This is a genomic window from Pseudomonas sp. P1.8 (assembly GCF_001269805.1).
Taxonomy (GTDB): domain Bacteria; phylum Pseudomonadota; class Gammaproteobacteria; order Pseudomonadales; family Pseudomonadaceae; genus Aquipseudomonas.
Window position 1 is genome coordinate 146,220 of sequence record NZ_LHVM01000010.1, and the last position, 14,833, is coordinate 161,052.

At 58.0% G+C, this 14,833-nt stretch carries 13 protein-coding genes; 9 read left to right on the forward strand and 4 right to left on the reverse strand.

Features of this window, described 5'->3' with window-relative positions; genetic code table 11:
• Nucleotides 1-159: 159 nt before the first annotated feature.
• Complete coding sequence (prpD, locus tag AD668_RS09290; protein ID WP_053157399.1) at nt 160-1,644, forward strand: 2-methylcitrate dehydratase; 1,485 nt, start codon at nt 160-162, stop codon at nt 1,642-1,644.
• 65 nt (nt 1,645-1,709) lie between these two features.
• Here the strand turns inward: prpD and AD668_RS09295 are convergent, their stop codons facing one another.
• Nucleotides 1,710-2,528: a pyruvate, water dikinase regulatory protein gene (locus AD668_RS09295; RefSeq protein ID WP_053157402.1), complete on the reverse strand. Its 819-nt coding sequence runs from the start codon at nt 2,526-2,528 to the stop codon at nt 1,710-1,712.
• Between the two features lie 228 nt (nt 2,529-2,756).
• Between AD668_RS09295 and ppsA the strand changes: the two genes are divergently transcribed.
• The 8 genes from ppsA (at nt 2,757) to AD668_RS09335 (ending at nt 10,890) form a co-directional block, all read left to right on the forward strand.
• Nucleotides 2,757-5,078 (forward strand): phosphoenolpyruvate synthase, encoded by a 2,322-nt coding sequence (gene ppsA / locus AD668_RS09300; RefSeq protein ID WP_320395408.1) that lies wholly within the window; start codon nt 2,757-2,759, stop codon nt 5,076-5,078.
• 218 nt (nt 5,079-5,296) lie between these two features.
• A complete protein-coding gene (locus AD668_RS09305; RefSeq protein WP_053157408.1) occupies nt 5,297-6,286 on the forward strand; it encodes an alpha/beta fold hydrolase in 990 nt (329 codons plus the stop codon).
• Between the two features lie 138 nt (nt 6,287-6,424).
• Nucleotides 6,425-6,916, forward strand: coding sequence for a ribonuclease E activity regulator RraA (rraA, locus tag AD668_RS09310; RefSeq protein WP_053157411.1), 492 nt, complete (start codon nt 6,425-6,427; stop codon nt 6,914-6,916).
• Between the two features lie 26 nt (nt 6,917-6,942).
• Entirely contained in the window at nt 6,943-7,938 is a 996-nt protein-coding gene (locus AD668_RS09315) for a zinc transporter ZntB (protein ID WP_053157413.1), read from the forward strand.
• A 63-nt stretch (nt 7,939-8,001) separates the two neighbouring features.
• Nucleotides 8,002-8,250 (forward strand): hypothetical protein, encoded by a 249-nt coding sequence (locus AD668_RS09320; RefSeq protein WP_053157416.1) that lies wholly within the window; start codon nt 8,002-8,004, stop codon nt 8,248-8,250.
• A gap of 2 nt (nt 8,251-8,252) precedes the next feature.
• Complete coding sequence (locus AD668_RS09325) at nt 8,253-9,077, forward strand: mechanosensitive ion channel domain-containing protein (RefSeq protein ID WP_053157419.1); 825 nt, start codon at nt 8,253-8,255, stop codon at nt 9,075-9,077.
• A gap of 83 nt (nt 9,078-9,160) precedes the next feature.
• A complete protein-coding gene (gene sigX, locus AD668_RS09330) occupies nt 9,161-9,751 on the forward strand; it encodes an RNA polymerase sigma factor SigX (protein WP_015096065.1) in 591 nt (196 codons plus the stop codon).
• A 107-nt stretch (nt 9,752-9,858) separates the two neighbouring features.
• The gene (locus AD668_RS09335; RefSeq protein WP_053157421.1) at nt 9,859-10,890 is read left to right on the forward strand and encodes an OmpA family protein; all 1,032 of its coding nucleotides are present in this window, start codon (nt 9,859-9,861) and stop codon (nt 10,888-10,890) included.
• 145 nt (nt 10,891-11,035) lie between these two features.
• Here the strand turns inward: AD668_RS09335 and cobA are convergent, their stop codons facing one another.
• Genes cobA through AD668_RS09350 form a run of 3 tightly spaced genes read right to left on the reverse strand, consistent with a single transcriptional unit; the run spans nt 11,036 to nt 14,744 of the window.
• A complete protein-coding gene (cobA, locus tag AD668_RS09340) occupies nt 11,036-11,797 on the reverse strand; it encodes a uroporphyrinogen-III C-methyltransferase (RefSeq protein WP_053157424.1) in 762 nt (253 codons plus the stop codon).
• Between the two features lie 57 nt (nt 11,798-11,854).
• A complete protein-coding gene (locus AD668_RS09345) occupies nt 11,855-13,525 on the reverse strand; it encodes a bifunctional protein-serine/threonine kinase/phosphatase (protein WP_053157428.1) in 1,671 nt (556 codons plus the stop codon).
• 7 nt (nt 13,526-13,532) lie between these two features.
• Nucleotides 13,533-14,744, reverse strand: coding sequence for a NarK/NasA family nitrate transporter (locus AD668_RS09350; protein ID WP_053157431.1), 1,212 nt, complete (start codon nt 14,742-14,744; stop codon nt 13,533-13,535).
• Nucleotides 14,745-14,833 lie beyond the last annotated feature (89 nt).

Here is a 14,833-nt window from a genome sequence, read left to right on the forward strand (position 1 = left end):
CTGCAGGAGCTGGCTTGCTGGCGATGGCGTTCTTGAAATCGCCATCGCCAGCAAGCCGGCTCCTGCAAAGGATCGCATTTCAAAACAAGAAAGCAGCGATACACCGAGACGCCTGAACCGAGGTCCCATCAACGAACCACTTCATAGAGTGAATCGAACATGAGTGCCAACGTCGACCTGAACAACCGCCCCGACTACGACAAAGTCCTGCAGGACATTGCCGACTATGTCCTCAACTTCAAGATCGATTCTGCCGAAGCGCTGGACACCGCGCGCAACTGCTTGATCGATACCTTGGGTTGCGGCCTGCTGGCCCTGCGTTTTCCCGAATGCACCAAGCATCTCGGGCCTGTGGTCGAAGGCACCGTTGTACCGTTCGGGGCGCGGGTTCCGGGTACGTCTTATCGGCTTGATCCGGTCAAGGCTGCATGGGATATCGGCTGTATCGTGCGTTGGCTCGACTATAACGACACCTGGCTCGCGGCCGAGTGGGGGCATCCGTCGGATAACCTCGGCGGTATTCTTGCGGTAGCGGACCACCTGTCGCAAAAAAGTCTGGCCAATGGCGAGGCGCCGTTGACCATGCGCACGGTGCTTGAATCGATGATCATGGCCCACGAGATTCAGGGTGTGATCGCGCTGGAAAACTCGTTCAACCGTGTCGGTCTCGATCACGTCATTCTGGTGAAAGTCGCGTCGACGGCGGTCACCGCCAAGCTGATGGGCGCCAATCGTGAGCAGCTGTTGTCGGCGTTGTCCCACGCTTTTGCTGACGGCCAGGCGTTACGCACGTATCGGCATGCGCCGAATGCCGGGTCGCGAAAGTCCTGGGCAGCCGGTGATGCGTCCAGTCGTGGCGTGCGCCTGGCGGACATTGCGATGCGTGGCGAGATGGGGATTCCCGGGGTGTTGAGTGCCAAACAGTGGGGCTTTTACGACGTGCTGTTCAGCCACACCAATAGCGATCTGGCGCTCAAGCCTGAAGGCAAGCGCGCTTTCAGTTTCTCGCGGCCGTACGGCAGTTATGTGATGGAGAATGTGTTGTTCAAGATCAGTTTTCCGGCCGAGTTTCACGCGCAAACGGCCTGTGAAGCGGCGGTGATCCTGCATCCGCAGGTTCGCAATCGACTGCATGAAATCGACAAAGTGGTGATAACTACACAGGAATCGGCGATTCGCATCATTTCCAAGGTCGGGCCGCTGGCCAACGCTGCCGACCGCGATCACTGCATCCAGTACATGACCGCGGTGCCGATGGCCTTCGGCAACCTGGTTGCGGAGTACTACGAAGACGATTTCCACAAGGCGCATCCGATCATCGATGTGCTGCGCGAGAAAATGGTCATCGTCGAAGAGCCACGTTACACCCGTGAATATCTGGAAACCGACAAGCGTTCGATTGCCAATGCGGTACAGGTGTTTTTCAAGGACGGTTCCAGCACCGAGAATGTGGTGGTGGAATACCCGATTGGCCATCGTCGGCGTCGGGCTGAAGGTATTCCGTTGCTGGAGGGGAAATTCAAGGCGAACTTGCTGACACGTTTCACCGGGCAGCGCACTGAGGAGATTTTTGCGCTGTGCAAGGATCAGCAGAAACTTGAGGCGACAGCGGTGAACTGGTTTGTGGATTTGTTGGTTATTTAGACAGACCTCTGTAGGAGCTGCCGCAGCCTGCGGCAGCTCCTGCAGAAGCAGAAGTGTGACCCGAATTACTTGAACCGCCGCTCCACACCTTTCTCCACAAGGATTTTTGCGGAGATTTCTTCCACGGAAAAATCTGTGGAGTTGATGTGCGGGATGTTCTCGCGACGGAACAGGTTTTCCACCTCGCGCACTTCGAACTCGCATTGGGCGTAGCTCGAATAGCGGCTGTTGGGTTTGCGTTCGTTGCGGATCGCGGTCAGGCGGTCGGGATCGATGGTCAGGCCGAACAGCTTGTGCTGGTGGGCGCGCAGGGCGTTTGGCAGTTGCAGACGTTCCATGTCGTCTTCGGTCAACGGGTAGTTGGCCGCGCGGATGCCGAATTGCATGGCCATGTACAGGCAGGTTGGGGTCTTGCCGCAGCGCGACACGCCGACCAGGATCAGGTCGGCCTTGTCGTAATAGTGCGTGCGGGCGCCGTCATCGTTGTCGAGAGCAAAGTTGACGGCCTCGATACGCTCCATGTAATTGGTACTGGAGCCGATGGAGTGGGACTTGCCGACGGTGTACGAAGAATGCTCGGTCAGTTCCTGTTCAAGCGGCGCCAGGAACGTCGAGAAAATGTCGATCATGAAACCATTCGAGGTAGCAAGAATCTCACGAATGTCCTGATTGACGATGGTGTCGAAGATAATCGGACGAAAGCCGTCGGTTTCAGCGGCTTTGTTGATTTGTTGTACCATGGCCCGCGCTTTGTCCACGTTGTCGATGTACGGCCGTGTGACTTTGCTGAAGGTAATGTTTTCGAACTGCGCCAGGAGACTCTGGCCGAGGGTTTCGGCAGTAATGCCCGTGCCATCGGAGATAAAGAAAGCAGATCGTTTCATTTGCACCTTGGGCCTTAAGCTAGTGACGAATCTTGGATATGATAGGCGCGATTTGCTGGCCGCCAATGGCCTGCATTCTCACTTATTTTCCAGGTCCAGGCCATATAGTCGGCAAATGCTCCTTTAGAGCGCCGGCTTCTGAGCTTTTCCAACACAGTTAGTGGAGAGATCACCTTGGTAGAGTACGTAGTTTCCCTCGACAAGCTCGGCAAAGACGACGTTGAGCACGTGGGGGGCAAGAACGCATCCCTGGGCGAGATGATCAGCAACCTTGCGGGTGCCGGTGTATCGGTGCCCGGTGGCTTCGCCACGACCGCGCAGGCTTATCGTGATTTCCTGGAACTGAGCGGCCTGAATCAGCAGATTCACGACGCCCTTGATGCCCTGGACGTCGATGACGTGAATGCGCTGGCGAAGACCGGTTCCCAGATCCGCCAGTGGATCATGGAAGCCGAGTTCCCTGAAAAACTGAATGCCGAAATCCGTACCGCGTTCGCCGCGCTGTCCGCCGGCAACCCCGACGTGGCCGTAGCCGTGCGTTCTTCCGCTACCGCCGAAGACCTGCCGGACGCATCCTTCGCCGGTCAGCAGGAAACCTTCCTGAACATCCGTGGTGTCGAAAACGTCATTCGTGCCGCCAAAGAGGTGTTCGCTTCGCTGTTCAACGATCGCGCCATTTCCTACCGCGTGCACCAGGGCTTCGACCACAAGCTGGTCGCCCTGTCGGCCGGTGTGCAGCGCATGGTCCGCTCCGAAACCGGCACCGCCGGCGTGATGTTCACCCTCGATACCGAGTCGGGTTTCCGTGACGTGGTGTTCATCACCGGCGCCTACGGCCTGGGTGAAACCGTCGTGCAAGGCGCGGTGAACCCGGATGAGTTCTACGTCCACAAAGGTACGCTGGCCGCCGGTCGCCCTGCGATTCTGCGCCGCAACCTGGGCAGCAAGGCCATCAAGATGATCTACGGCGACGAAGCCAAGGCCGGTCGTTCGGTGAAAACCGTCGACGTGGACAAAGCCGAGCGCGCACGTTTCTGCCTGTCCGATGCCGAAGTCAGCGAACTCGCCAAGCAGGCGATGATCATCGAGAAGCACTACCAGTGCCCGATGGACATCGAATGGGCCAAGGACGGTGACGACGGCAAGCTGTACATCGTGCAGGCCCGTCCGGAAACCGTGAAGAGCCGTACTCAGGCCAACGTCATGGAACGTTACCTGTTGAAAGAGACCGGCACCGTGCTGGTGGAAGGTCGTGCCATCGGCCAGCGCATCGGCGCCGGCAAGGTCCGCATCATCAAGGACGTGTCCGAGATGGACAAGGTCCAGCCAGGCGACGTACTGGTATCCGACATGACCGACCCGGACTGGGAACCGGTCATGAAGCGCGCCAGCGCAATCGTCACCAACCGTGGCGGCCGTACCTGCCACGCGGCGATCATCGCCCGTGAACTGGGTATTCCAGCGGTAGTCGGTTGCGGTAACGCCACCCAGCTTTTGAAAGACGGCCAGGGCGTCACCGTTTCCTGCGCTGAAGGCGACACCGGTTTCATCTTCGAAGGCGAACTGGGTTTCGACATCAAGAAGAACTCCGTTGACGCCATGCCTGATCTGCCGTTCAAGATCATGATGAACGTCGGCAATCCGGATCGCGCCTTCGACTTCGCGCAGCTGCCGAACGCAGGTGTGGGCCTGGCCCGCCTGGAATTCATCATCAACCGTATGATCGGCGTGCACCCCAAGGCACTGCTGAACTACGACGGTCTGCCGCAGGACATCAAGGAAAGCGTCGACAAGCGCATCGCCGGATACGACGATCCGGTCGGGTTCTACGTCGAAAAACTGGTCGAAGGCATCAGCACTCTCGCTGCTGCGTTCTATCCGAAGAAGGTCATCGTGCGTCTGTCGGACTTCAAGTCCAACGAGTACGCCAACCTGATCGGCGGCAAGCTGTACGAGCCGGAAGAAGAAAACCCGATGCTGGGCTTCCGTGGCGCTTCGCGTTACATCAGCGAATCGTTCCGTGACTGCTTCGAACTCGAATGCCGTGCGCTCAAGCGTGTGCGCAACGAGATGGGGCTGACCAACGTCGAAATCATGGTGCCGTTCGTCCGTACCCTGGGCGAAGCGAGCCAGGTAGTGGATCTGCTGGCTGAAAACGGTCTGGCCCGTGGCGAAAACGGTCTGCGCGTCATCATGATGTGCGAACTGCCGTCCAACGCGATCCTGGCTGAAGAATTCCTCGAGTTCTTCGACGGTTTCTCCATCGGCTCCAACGACCTGACCCAGCTGACTCTGGGCCTGGATCGTGACTCCGGCATCATCGCGCACCTGTTCGACGAGCGTAATCCAGCGGTCAAGAAGCTGCTGGCCAACGCCATTGCCGCGTGCAACAAGGCTGGCAAGTACATCGGCATTTGCGGTCAGGGCCCTTCGGACCACCCGGACCTGGCCAAGTGGCTGATGGAGCAGGGCATCGAAAGCGTTTCGTTGAACCCCGATTCCGTACTGGAAACCTGGTTCTTCCTGGCGGAAGGTCAAGCTTCGGCCTGATGGTGTGTGAACGACTCGCTCACCTGCCTTTGTAGGAGCGAGCATGCTCGCGATGGACGTCAACGACACCGCGTTTATCCTGGATAAACGCGGTGTCCCGGAGGTCATCGCGAGCAAGCTCGCTCCTACAGGGGCGACGTAGTGTCAGTGAGCGGCCGTTTTAGAGATTCAAGCAGGGCGGGCTCCTCTGGATGCCGCCCTTTTTTGTGCAAGAGATTATGCAAAGCAGCAGCAATCTATTTCCTGTCGCTCTGATCAGCGCCGAACGGCGCGGTGATCTGAGCGAAGACGTCTACCGTTTGAAACCCGGTAACAGCCCAGACTATTCGGTCGAACTGGCTGTGACCCGCCTTGGCATGGCCGATGAACCGGCAACCCGTGGCGTGCCGGTGATCCTGCTGCATGGCAGTTTTTCCAATCGGCGGTTCTGGTTCTCGCCCAAAGGCATTGGGCTTGGCGCTCACCTGGCCCGTCAGGGGTTCGATGTGTGGGTTCCGGAAATGCGCGGTCACGGTTTGTCTCAGCGCAACCAGACCTACCGCAAGAACAGTGTCGCCGACTACGCCCGCTACGATTTGCCGGCCATTGGTGCGTTCGTGCGCGAGCAGAGCGGGCAAACTCCCCACTGGATTGGCCATTCCCTGGGCGGTATCACGCTGGCAGCTGCGTTGGGTGGTGAGTATATCGGCGAGCCGGTGGTGGCCTCTGCGGCATTTTTTGGTACCCAAGTCAGTCGTACCTATTGGCCATTGAAAATTCCGCCGGTGGAGTGGAGCGGTCGCTTCATTCTCAAGCGTTTTGCCCAGTTGTCCGGATCCAGGCTCAAGCGCGGCCCGGAGGACGAGCCGATCGGCCTGGCCCTGGAAAGCATGCGCTGGTTTGGTTTGTTCGGACGCTTTGGCGACGCTGACAAGGACTGGTGGGCCGGGTTGGCCGAGGTCAAGCTGCCGGTACTTGCCGTCAGCGCCGCGGGTGACCATCAGGATCCAGCGTGGGCATGCCGAAAGCTGTTCGATCAGGTCGGTTCCGAACACAAGCAATTCATCAACCTGGGGCGCGAGCAGGGCTTCACCGATAATTTCGGCCATGTGGAAATGCTCGTCAGCAAGGCTGCCCAGGCTGAAGTCTGGCCATTGGTGACATGCTGGCTGAAGGATCAGCAGACGCCATTACCGGGAGCACAACAGGATTTTGCCGCGGCAATCTGAGCCTGACGCTCTATCAAGGGCATTTCGCTCTGGTCGGCTTGCGGCTAAGATATGACGCATTGAGCTGTTCTGGTCATTTTCTATGACCGATTCATCAGTGATGTTCGTGCTGTTTCTCTCTTTTACAGGAGTTTCTCGATGAACCATTACCTCACGCCTGACCTGTGCGACGCCTACCCGGAGCTGGTGCAGGTGCTGGAACCGATGTTCAGCAATTTCGGCGGCCGTGATTCTTTCGGCGGCGAAATCGTGACCATCAAGTGTTTCGAAGACAACTCGCTGGTCAAGGAGCAAGTCGAACTCAAGGGTAATGGCAAAGTCCTGGTGGTCGACGGAGGCGGTTCACTGCGTCGTGCGCTGTTGGGTGACATGCTCGCCGAGAAAGCCGCCAAAAACGGTTGGGAAGGGCTGGTGATCTACGGTTGCATCCGCGACGTCGATGTCATCGCGCAAACCGATCTCGGGGTTCAGGCGCTGGCCAGCCACCCGATGAAAACCGACAAGCGCGGTATAGGCGATCTCAATGTCGCCGTGACCTTTGCCGGCGTGACCTTCCATCCGGGTCAATACATCTATGCGGATAACAACGGCGTGATCATCTCGCCAAGCCCGCTGAAAATGCCTGAGTAAAGCGCGGATTGACTAAAGGAGTGCGGATGTTCGAGGAAGAAAACGCGCAATGGGGGCTGGTGCATGCCCTGGTGCTGGACGGTAGAGGCGGCGCGCGTTCGATAGCCCGGACTGAACTGGATGACTTGCAGCTGCAGGCCCATGAAAGCCTGTGGCTGCATTGGGATCGCAGTCATCCGCAAACCCAGACGTGGCTGCGTAAATCCAGCGGTCTGAGCGAGTTCAACTGCGACCTGTTACTTGAAGAAAACACCCGCCCACGACTTTTGCAGTTGTCGGACAGTGAACTGCTGCTGTTTTTGCGTGGGGTGAACCTCAATCCAGGTGCCGAGCCGGAAGACATGGTTTCGGTGCGGATCTTCGGTTCTGCCCGGCGCGTCATTTCCTTGCGTTTGCGTCCGCTGCGCGCCACCGAAGAGTTGCTCGCGCAGCTGGAGGAGGGCAAGGGGCCGAAAACTGCTTCTGAACTCATCTTGTGTATGGCGCAATACCTCACCAACAAGGTGCAGGATCTGGTCAGTGAGCTCTCCGAAGTCGTCGATTCAGAAGAAGAAAAGCTTGATGCCGACGAACGGTATGCGCCAGAGCATGGAGCGGTTTTGCAGATCCGCCGCCGGGCCGCCGCGTTGAAGCGTTTTCTGGCTCCGCAGCGGGATATTTTCGGCCAACTGACACGGATCAAACTGCCCTGGTTTGTCGAGGATGATGGCGATTACTGGAACGAGTTGAATAACAGCCTGACCCGTTATCTTGAAGAGCTGGAATTGACCCGCGAGCGGGTCGGGCTGGTCCTGGAGGCCGAAGACCGACGGTTGAGCGTGCGCATGAACCGTACGATGTATCGCTTCGGCATCATCACCGGGATATTTTTGCCAATGAGTTTTCTGACCGGTCTTTTGGGGATCAATGTCGGGGGTATTCCTTTTTCCGAAAGCCCTTATGGCTTCCTTGTCGCTTGCATGCTGATGCTCTCGGTTGCGCTTGGGCAGTGGTGGTTATTCCGACGTTTGCGCTGGGTTTGAAAATGAAGCATGTGACCCGAGCAAAACTGACTGCGTCTTTCACAGACATCACGAGAGGTGCGTATGCACGATCCGTTTGAACAGTCTTTGCGCGACATGCTCAAGGCCTCGCCGTCCACCCGGGACGACGACGCGTGCCTTGGCCGTGTACTGAAAACCGCCAACCGCCAGGTCGGTGCCGGTGATTTGTTCAGTCTTCTGGGCCGCTGGTTGCCCGCGCTGATGATCGCCCTGAATAACGGATCGGCCCATGTGTCGCCGGTTTCCCGTCATCGTAAACCCGCTGCCCGCACTGCTGATAAGGCTGACTGAACATGGAACTTGATCTCTGGACTCAGAGCCTCGTCACTGCAATGACTGCGTTGTGGACCAAGGTTGCGAACTTCATTCCCAACCTGTTTGGTGCACTGGTTGTGCTGCTGTTGGGTTTTGTCGTAGCTAAATTACTGGATACGTTGCTCTCCAAGTTACTTGCCAAATTGGGACTTGATCGCCTGATGGGCGGCACCGGTCTGACCAAGTTGTTGGCACGTGCCGGGCTTCAGGTTCCGATCTCGACCTTGATCGGAAAGATCGTTTATTGGTTCGTCCTGCTGATTTTTCTGGTTTCTGCCGCAGAATCCCTTGGACTTGAGCGAGTTTCAGCTACGCTGGATATGCTAGCGTTGTATTTGCCGAAGGTGTTCGGTGCCGCGCTGGTGTTGCTGGTGGGTGTTTTGCTGGCGCAACTGGCCAATGGGCTGGTGCGCGGAGCGGCAGAAGGCGTAGGACTGGACTATGCTTCAGGACTTGGGCGAATTGCCCAGGGCTTGGTGATTATCATCAGTATTTCGGTTGCGATCAGTCAATTGGAGGTCAAGACAGACCTTCTGAACCACGTGATCGTAATCGTATTGATTACCGTTGGTCTGGCGGTTGCGCTGGCCATGGGGTTGGGAAGCCGGGAAATTGCCGGTCAGATTCTTGCGGGAATCTATGTGCGTGAGCTGTATCAGGTTGGGCAACAAGTACGAGTGGGCGAGGTCGAAGGGCAGATCGAAGAGATCGGCACGGTTAAAACCACATTGCTGACCGATGAAGGTGAGCTAGTCTCTCTTTCCAATCGGATTCTTCTTGAGCAGCATGTGAGTAGCCGCTAACCCGGCAAACCCTGCTAATGTATGCCGCCGCAAAATTCCAGCTGACGCTGGCTGCATTGACCTGACTGTCGGCCCGACTTGTTTTGAATAAAGCCCAATCGTTATCCATGCGCTACGACCCCCGCGAGCTCTCTGATGAGGAGTTGGTCGCGCGCTCGCACACCGAGCTGTTTCACGTAACGCGCGCCTATGAAGAACTGATGCGGCGTTACCAGCGAACATTATTTAACGTGTGCGCACGATATCTCGGGAACGATCGCGACGCAGACGATGTCTGTCAGGAGGTCATGTTGAAGGTGCTGTATGGCCTGAAGAACTTCGAAGGTAAATCGAAGTTCAAGACATGGCTATATAGCATCACGTACAACGAATGCATCACACAGTATCGGAAGGAACGGCGAAAGCGTCGCTTGATGGATGCTTTAAGTCTTGACCCCCTTGAGGAAGCGTCCGAAGAAAAGACGCCGAAACCCGAGGAGAAGGGCGGACTTGATCGCTGGTTGGTGTATGTGAACCCGATTGACCGTGAAATTTTAGTGCTACGATTTGTCGCAGAGCTGGAATTTCAGGAAATCGCAGACATAATGCACATGGGTTTGAGTGCAACAAAAATGCGGTACAAACGCGCTCTAGATAAATTGCGTGAGAAATTTGCGGGCATTGCTGAAACTTAGTTCAGCGCAAATATCTCTTACGTGTAGGCAAGTTCTGTTAGACTTGTCGCCGAGTTGTCCCCCGGTTTGCGGGACTGCTTCACAATCACCAGATGGGGATTTAACGGATGAAACTGAAAAACACCTTGGGCTTGGCCATTGGTTCTCTTATTGCCGCCACTTCGTTCGGCGCTCTGGCACAGGGCCAAGGCGCAGTTGAAATCGAAGGCTACGCAAAGAAGCAATATTTCGATAGCGACCGTAACTTCCGAAACGACGGCGTTCTGCCGGGTGGTTCGATCGGTTACTTCCTGACTGACGACGTTGAACTGCGTCTGGCCTACGACGAAGTGCACAACGCCGTTACTGACGACGGCCAGGACGTAAAGGGCGCCAACACCGCTCTGGACGCTCTGTACCACTTCAACAACCCAGGTGACATGGTACGTCCGTACGTTTCGGCAGGTTTCTCTGACCAGAGCATCGGCCAAAACGGTTCCGGCGGTCGTAACCGTTCCACCTTCGCCAACGTTGGCGGCGGTGCCAAGCTGTACTTCACCGACAACTTCTACGCTCGTGCTGGCGTTGAAGCTCAGTACAACATCGACCAGGGCAACACCGAGTGGGCTCCTAGCGTCGGTATCGGTGTTAACTTCGGTGGCGGTTCCAAGCCGGTTGCTCCAGCTCCAGCACCAGCTGAAGTCTGCTCCGACAGCGACAACGATGGCGTTTGCGACAACGTTGACAAGTGCCCAGACACCCCAGCCAACGTAACTGTTGACGCTGACGGCTGCCCGGCAGTTGCTGAAGTTGTTCGTGTTGAGCTGGACGTTAAGTTCGACTTCGACAAGTCGGTCGTTAAAGAAAACAGCTACGGCGACATCAAAAACCTGGCTGACTTCATGAAGCAGTACCCTTCCACCACCACTACTGTTGAAGGTCACACTGACTCCGTCGGTCCTGACGCTTACAACCAGAAACTGTCTGAGCGTCGTGCAAACGCCGTTAAGCAAGTTCTGACCAACCAGTACGGTGTTGAATCGTCCCGCGTTCAGTCTGTTGGCTACGGCGAATCCCGCCCAGTTGCTGACAACAAAACTGACGCTGGCCGCGCTGTAAACCGTCGCGTAGAAGCGCAAGTTGAAGCTCAAGCTAAGTAATTAGCTCTCAGCTTTGAGAAAAGCCCGGCTTAGGCCGGGCTTTTCTTTGTCTGCGATTTGGGTTTCTGGTGTGGAAAATATCGCAGCCGCGGGGATCGCGCTGGGGCAGACACCTTCTGCAGGGGCTGCCGAAGGCTGCGATTTTTTACAGGGCCGCGCTGCGGTGTACACCTTGCGAAGGCTGCGATCTCTTCATCGTGTCAGTAACAGCCACTGCACCGATCACAAGAATAGCCGGGCTCTTGAGCCCAAAGATGCAGGCGTCATCCTCCATTGCGATAAGACTGCTCCGGCATTCGCGCTGGTGGGGCAGGGAGGCGTTCTCAATCATCGCCACTGGCATGTCCCTCGCCATCCCACCTTTCAACAGTTGCTCGCGGATTTCACTCAGTTTCGCCACCCCCATGTAAACCACCAGGGTCGTGCCGCTTTGGGCGAGCGCCTGCCAGTTCAAACTGCTGCCATCCTGGGTGTGAGCTGTGACCAGCGTCACGCCGCGCGCCACACCTCGCAGGGTCAATGGGATGTCGCATTGCGTCGCGCCGGCCAGTCCGGCGGTGATGCCATTGACTAACTCAACGTCTACCCCGCGTTCACGCAACCACTGCGCTTCCTCTCCCCCCCGGCCGAAAATGCACGGGTCACCGCCCTTGAGTCGCACCACACATTTGCCGTGGCGGGCATAACGCAGCATCAGGCGATGAATGAACGCCTGCGGTGTTGAACGACAGCCGCCGCGTTTGCCTACGGGAATAATCCGCGCTTGTGCACAGTGCTCTAGCACCACCTCGTTGACCAGATCATCGATCAGCACCACATCCGCTTCCCTCAGCGCCCGTACGGCCTTGAGGGTCAACAATTCCGGATCGCCAGGACCCGCACCCACCAGCCAGACTTTCGCGCTCATAGCGTTTTCCTCACGGGATGACGGCAATCGGTTTTGAAGTATTCGATCAAAAGATATTCAGCCATGTAGCGACCAATACAGCAGAGTGAGATTGGCCAGCAGCGACACCAGTGCCAGTGTCCGCCAAACCTTTATCGGTTCGCGCTCAAGCAGTGGCCTGGGGCGTACACTCAGGCTGCGGCGTTCTCCTTGTTCCATCAGCAGCAACCACTCTTCTGCCGTTTCAAACCGATGGTCAGGGTCTGCGGCGACGGCGCGTTCCAGGCTTTGTACGACCCATTCCGGCAAGTCGGGTCGATAGCGTCCGGCGCTGATCGGTACACCAAAACGCGGGCGCTGGAATGCTTCGATTTCACCGTAGGGGTAATGCCCGGTGAGCAGGAAGTACAAGGTCACACCGACTGAATACAGGTCTTGTTTCGTGCTCGGAGCCTCTGCACGAAATGCTTCCGGCGCGATGTAACTCGGCGTCCCGGGCAGGGTGGTGAGCTGATCTTCGGAGAGCCCGGGACAAAAGGCGAGACCGAAATCCAGCAAGCGCAGCTCACCGTCGTCGCCCAGCAGCAGATTCTCCGGCTTGATGTCGCGGTGCAGGATTTGCCGGCGATGCAACATCCCGACTGCCCGCAACAGGCGTTCCACCAAGTCGTGCCATTGAGCCAATGGCAGTGGCCCGATGCGGTCGTAAAGCTGGGCCAGTGTCGACCCTGAATATTCGCGCATCACGTAGTACAAATGTTGGCGCTGGCCAGCGCAATGGACCTCGGGAAAATGACGTCCGGCCACGCGTTTGAGAAACCACTCCTCCGACAGCAAGGCCTGGGCGGCCAGAGGATCATCGTGCAGGCGGCCAGGCAGGGTCTTCAGTAACCAGGCCTGTTGATGAGCGTCGCGCACCCGATAGAGCAGCGATTGCTGGCTGTGGGCGAGTATCCCTTCGACTTGCCAGCCTTCAAAATCCTGTCCCGGTTTCAATGCCGGAGGCAGTGGCCATTGCTGCAGGTGAATCAACGCATCGCCAATGCTGGTCTCTCCCAAGGCATCGACCCGCACCAACAGCGCGCTGGCATTGTCCTGGCTGCCAGCCAGATGTGCGGCACTGACCAGGGTTTGCGCTGCGCTGTGCAGATCCGGTTGATCGCGGAGGATGGCGCAAATCGCGGTGTCGCCCAGCACGGCCCAGATCCCGTCACTGAGCAGCACGAAGCTCTCGTCGGCACGCAATTCGCCATCGAGGAAGTCCAGGACCAGGTGCTGATCCAGCCCCAGCGCACGCTTGAGGACATGTTGCATGCCTGGCTGGTCCCAGACGTGATCCTCGCTGATTCGCTGCAACTGATTGGCATGCCAGCGATAAACCCTGCAATCGCCCACATGGGCCAAGGTGAATCGCCTCCCTCGCAGCACCAGCGCGCTGACGGTGGTCAGCAGCGGTTGCCCGTTGCCATTGGCCTGTAGCCAGCGGTTCTGCGCCGATAGCAGGCGATCAAGTGCCTGAGCCACGCCCCAGGTTTCTGGCGTGGCGTAGTAGTCCAGCGCCAAGGCCTGCAAGGTCGAGCGAGCCGCCAGGCCGCCGTCGGCACATTGGCTGACGCCATCGGCGATGGCGAACAGGTAACCTTTGCTGGCCGCCAGCGCCGGGACCGGTGTGACCAGGCGCAGAGCATCCTGATTCTCCTCGCGCGGGCCGATGGCGCTGGCTTCGGCAAAACTCAGTTGCAGGCTCATGAGTGACTCAGACCCGAGCTGCGGTGACGGCTGCCGAACCCCAAGTGGTTCTCCAGCGTCGCTTCACGCCGTGCAGGCCAAACCAGGCGAGGACGCCGAGGCTGGCGAACAACCACAGCGCCATCTGATAGCTGCCGGTACTTTGTTTGATGGCGCCCATGCCTGCCGCCAATGCAAAGCCGCCGATGCCGCCGGCCATGCCGATCAGGCCGGTCATCACGCCGATTTCGCGACGGAAGCGCTGTGGCACCAGTTGGAACACCGCCCCGTTGCCTGCCCCCAAACCGAGCATGGTGCAGACGAAAAGTGCCAGCGCCGCGTAGGAACTTGGCAGGTTGAATCCGACGGCGGCGATGCAGATCGCTGCCACGGTATACATCGCGAGCAAGGTGCGAATGCCACCGAACCGGTCTGCCAGAGCGCCTCCCAACGGACGCATCAGGCTGCCACCGAACACGCAGGCAGCGGTGTAGTAACCAGCGGTGACCGGGCTCAAGCCGTATTGGTCGTTGAAGTAACCGGGCAGGGCGCTGGCAAGGCCGATAAAGCCGCCAAAGGTCACGCTGTAGAAGAACATGAACCACCAGCTATCCCGGTCTCCCAAGGCTTTGAAATAGTCAGCCATCGACTTGGCTTTCGGCCGTTCTGGCGCATTTTTGGCGAGCAAGGCAAACACAATCAGGGTGAGAATCAGCGGGATCACCGCGAAACCGAACACGTTGCTCCAACCGAATGCGGCTGCCAGCACTGGGGCAATCAGCGCGGCGAGCACGGTGCCCGAGTTGCCGGCACCGGCAATGCCCATCGCTTTGCCTTGATGCTGCGGCGGATACCACTGCGATGCCAGTGGCAGGGCCACGGCGAACGACGCGCCCGCCATGCCGAGGAACAGCCCCAGCACCAGGGCTTGCTCGTAGCTGTGGATGCCAAGCTTCCAGGCGCCGAACAGTGCGCAGATGACGATGACCTGGCCAATCAGGCCGGCGGTTTTTGGTGACAGTCGGTCAGCCAGCATGCCCATGCCAAAGCGCAGCACGGCGCCGGCCAGGATCGGCGTGGCTACCACCAGCCCGCGTTGTTGGGTGGTCAGTTGCAAATCGGCGGCGATCTGCACGGCCAAGGGACCTAGCAGGTACCAGACCATGAAACTCAGGTCGAAATAGAGAAAGGCCGCGAACAGGGTCGGGGTATGGCCGGATTTCCAAAAGCTTGAATTCATCGCGCACCTCAACTGATAGGAGTCTCGAACGGGAGCCAAAACAAAAAAACGCCGCCACCTGATTCGCCTAGAGGCAAACGAGGTGAGCG

Coding starts and splice junctions, on each gene's coding strand:
- AD668_RS09305 (WP_053157408.1), top strand. CDS start 5,297: ATGCAAAGCAGCAGCAATCTATTTCCTGTCGCTCTGATCAGCGCCGAA.
- AD668_RS09335 (WP_053157421.1), top strand. CDS start 9,859: ATGAAACTGAAAAACACCTTGGGCTTGGCCATTGGTTCTCTTATTGCC.
- AD668_RS09315 (WP_053157413.1), top strand. CDS start 6,943: ATGTTCGAGGAAGAAAACGCGCAATGGGGGCTGGTGCATGCCCTGGTG.
- AD668_RS09320 (WP_053157416.1), top strand. CDS start 8,002: ATGCACGATCCGTTTGAACAGTCTTTGCGCGACATGCTCAAGGCCTCG.
- AD668_RS09350 (WP_053157431.1), bottom strand. CDS start 14,744: ATGAATTCAAGCTTTTGGAAATCCGGCCATACCCCGACCCTGTTCGCG.
- cobA (WP_053157424.1), bottom strand. CDS start 11,797: ATGAGCGCGAAAGTCTGGCTGGTGGGTGCGGGTCCTGGCGATCCGGAA.
- rraA (WP_053157411.1), top strand. CDS start 6,425: ATGAACCATTACCTCACGCCTGACCTGTGCGACGCCTACCCGGAGCTG.
- AD668_RS09345 (WP_053157428.1), bottom strand. CDS start 13,525: ATGAGCCTGCAACTGAGTTTTGCCGAAGCCAGCGCCATCGGCCCGCGC.
- prpD (WP_053157399.1), top strand. CDS start 160: ATGAGTGCCAACGTCGACCTGAACAACCGCCCCGACTACGACAAAGTC.
- AD668_RS09295 (WP_053157402.1), bottom strand. CDS start 2,528: ATGAAACGATCTGCTTTCTTTATCTCCGATGGCACGGGCATTACTGCC.
- AD668_RS09325 (WP_053157419.1), top strand. CDS start 8,253: ATGGAACTTGATCTCTGGACTCAGAGCCTCGTCACTGCAATGACTGCG.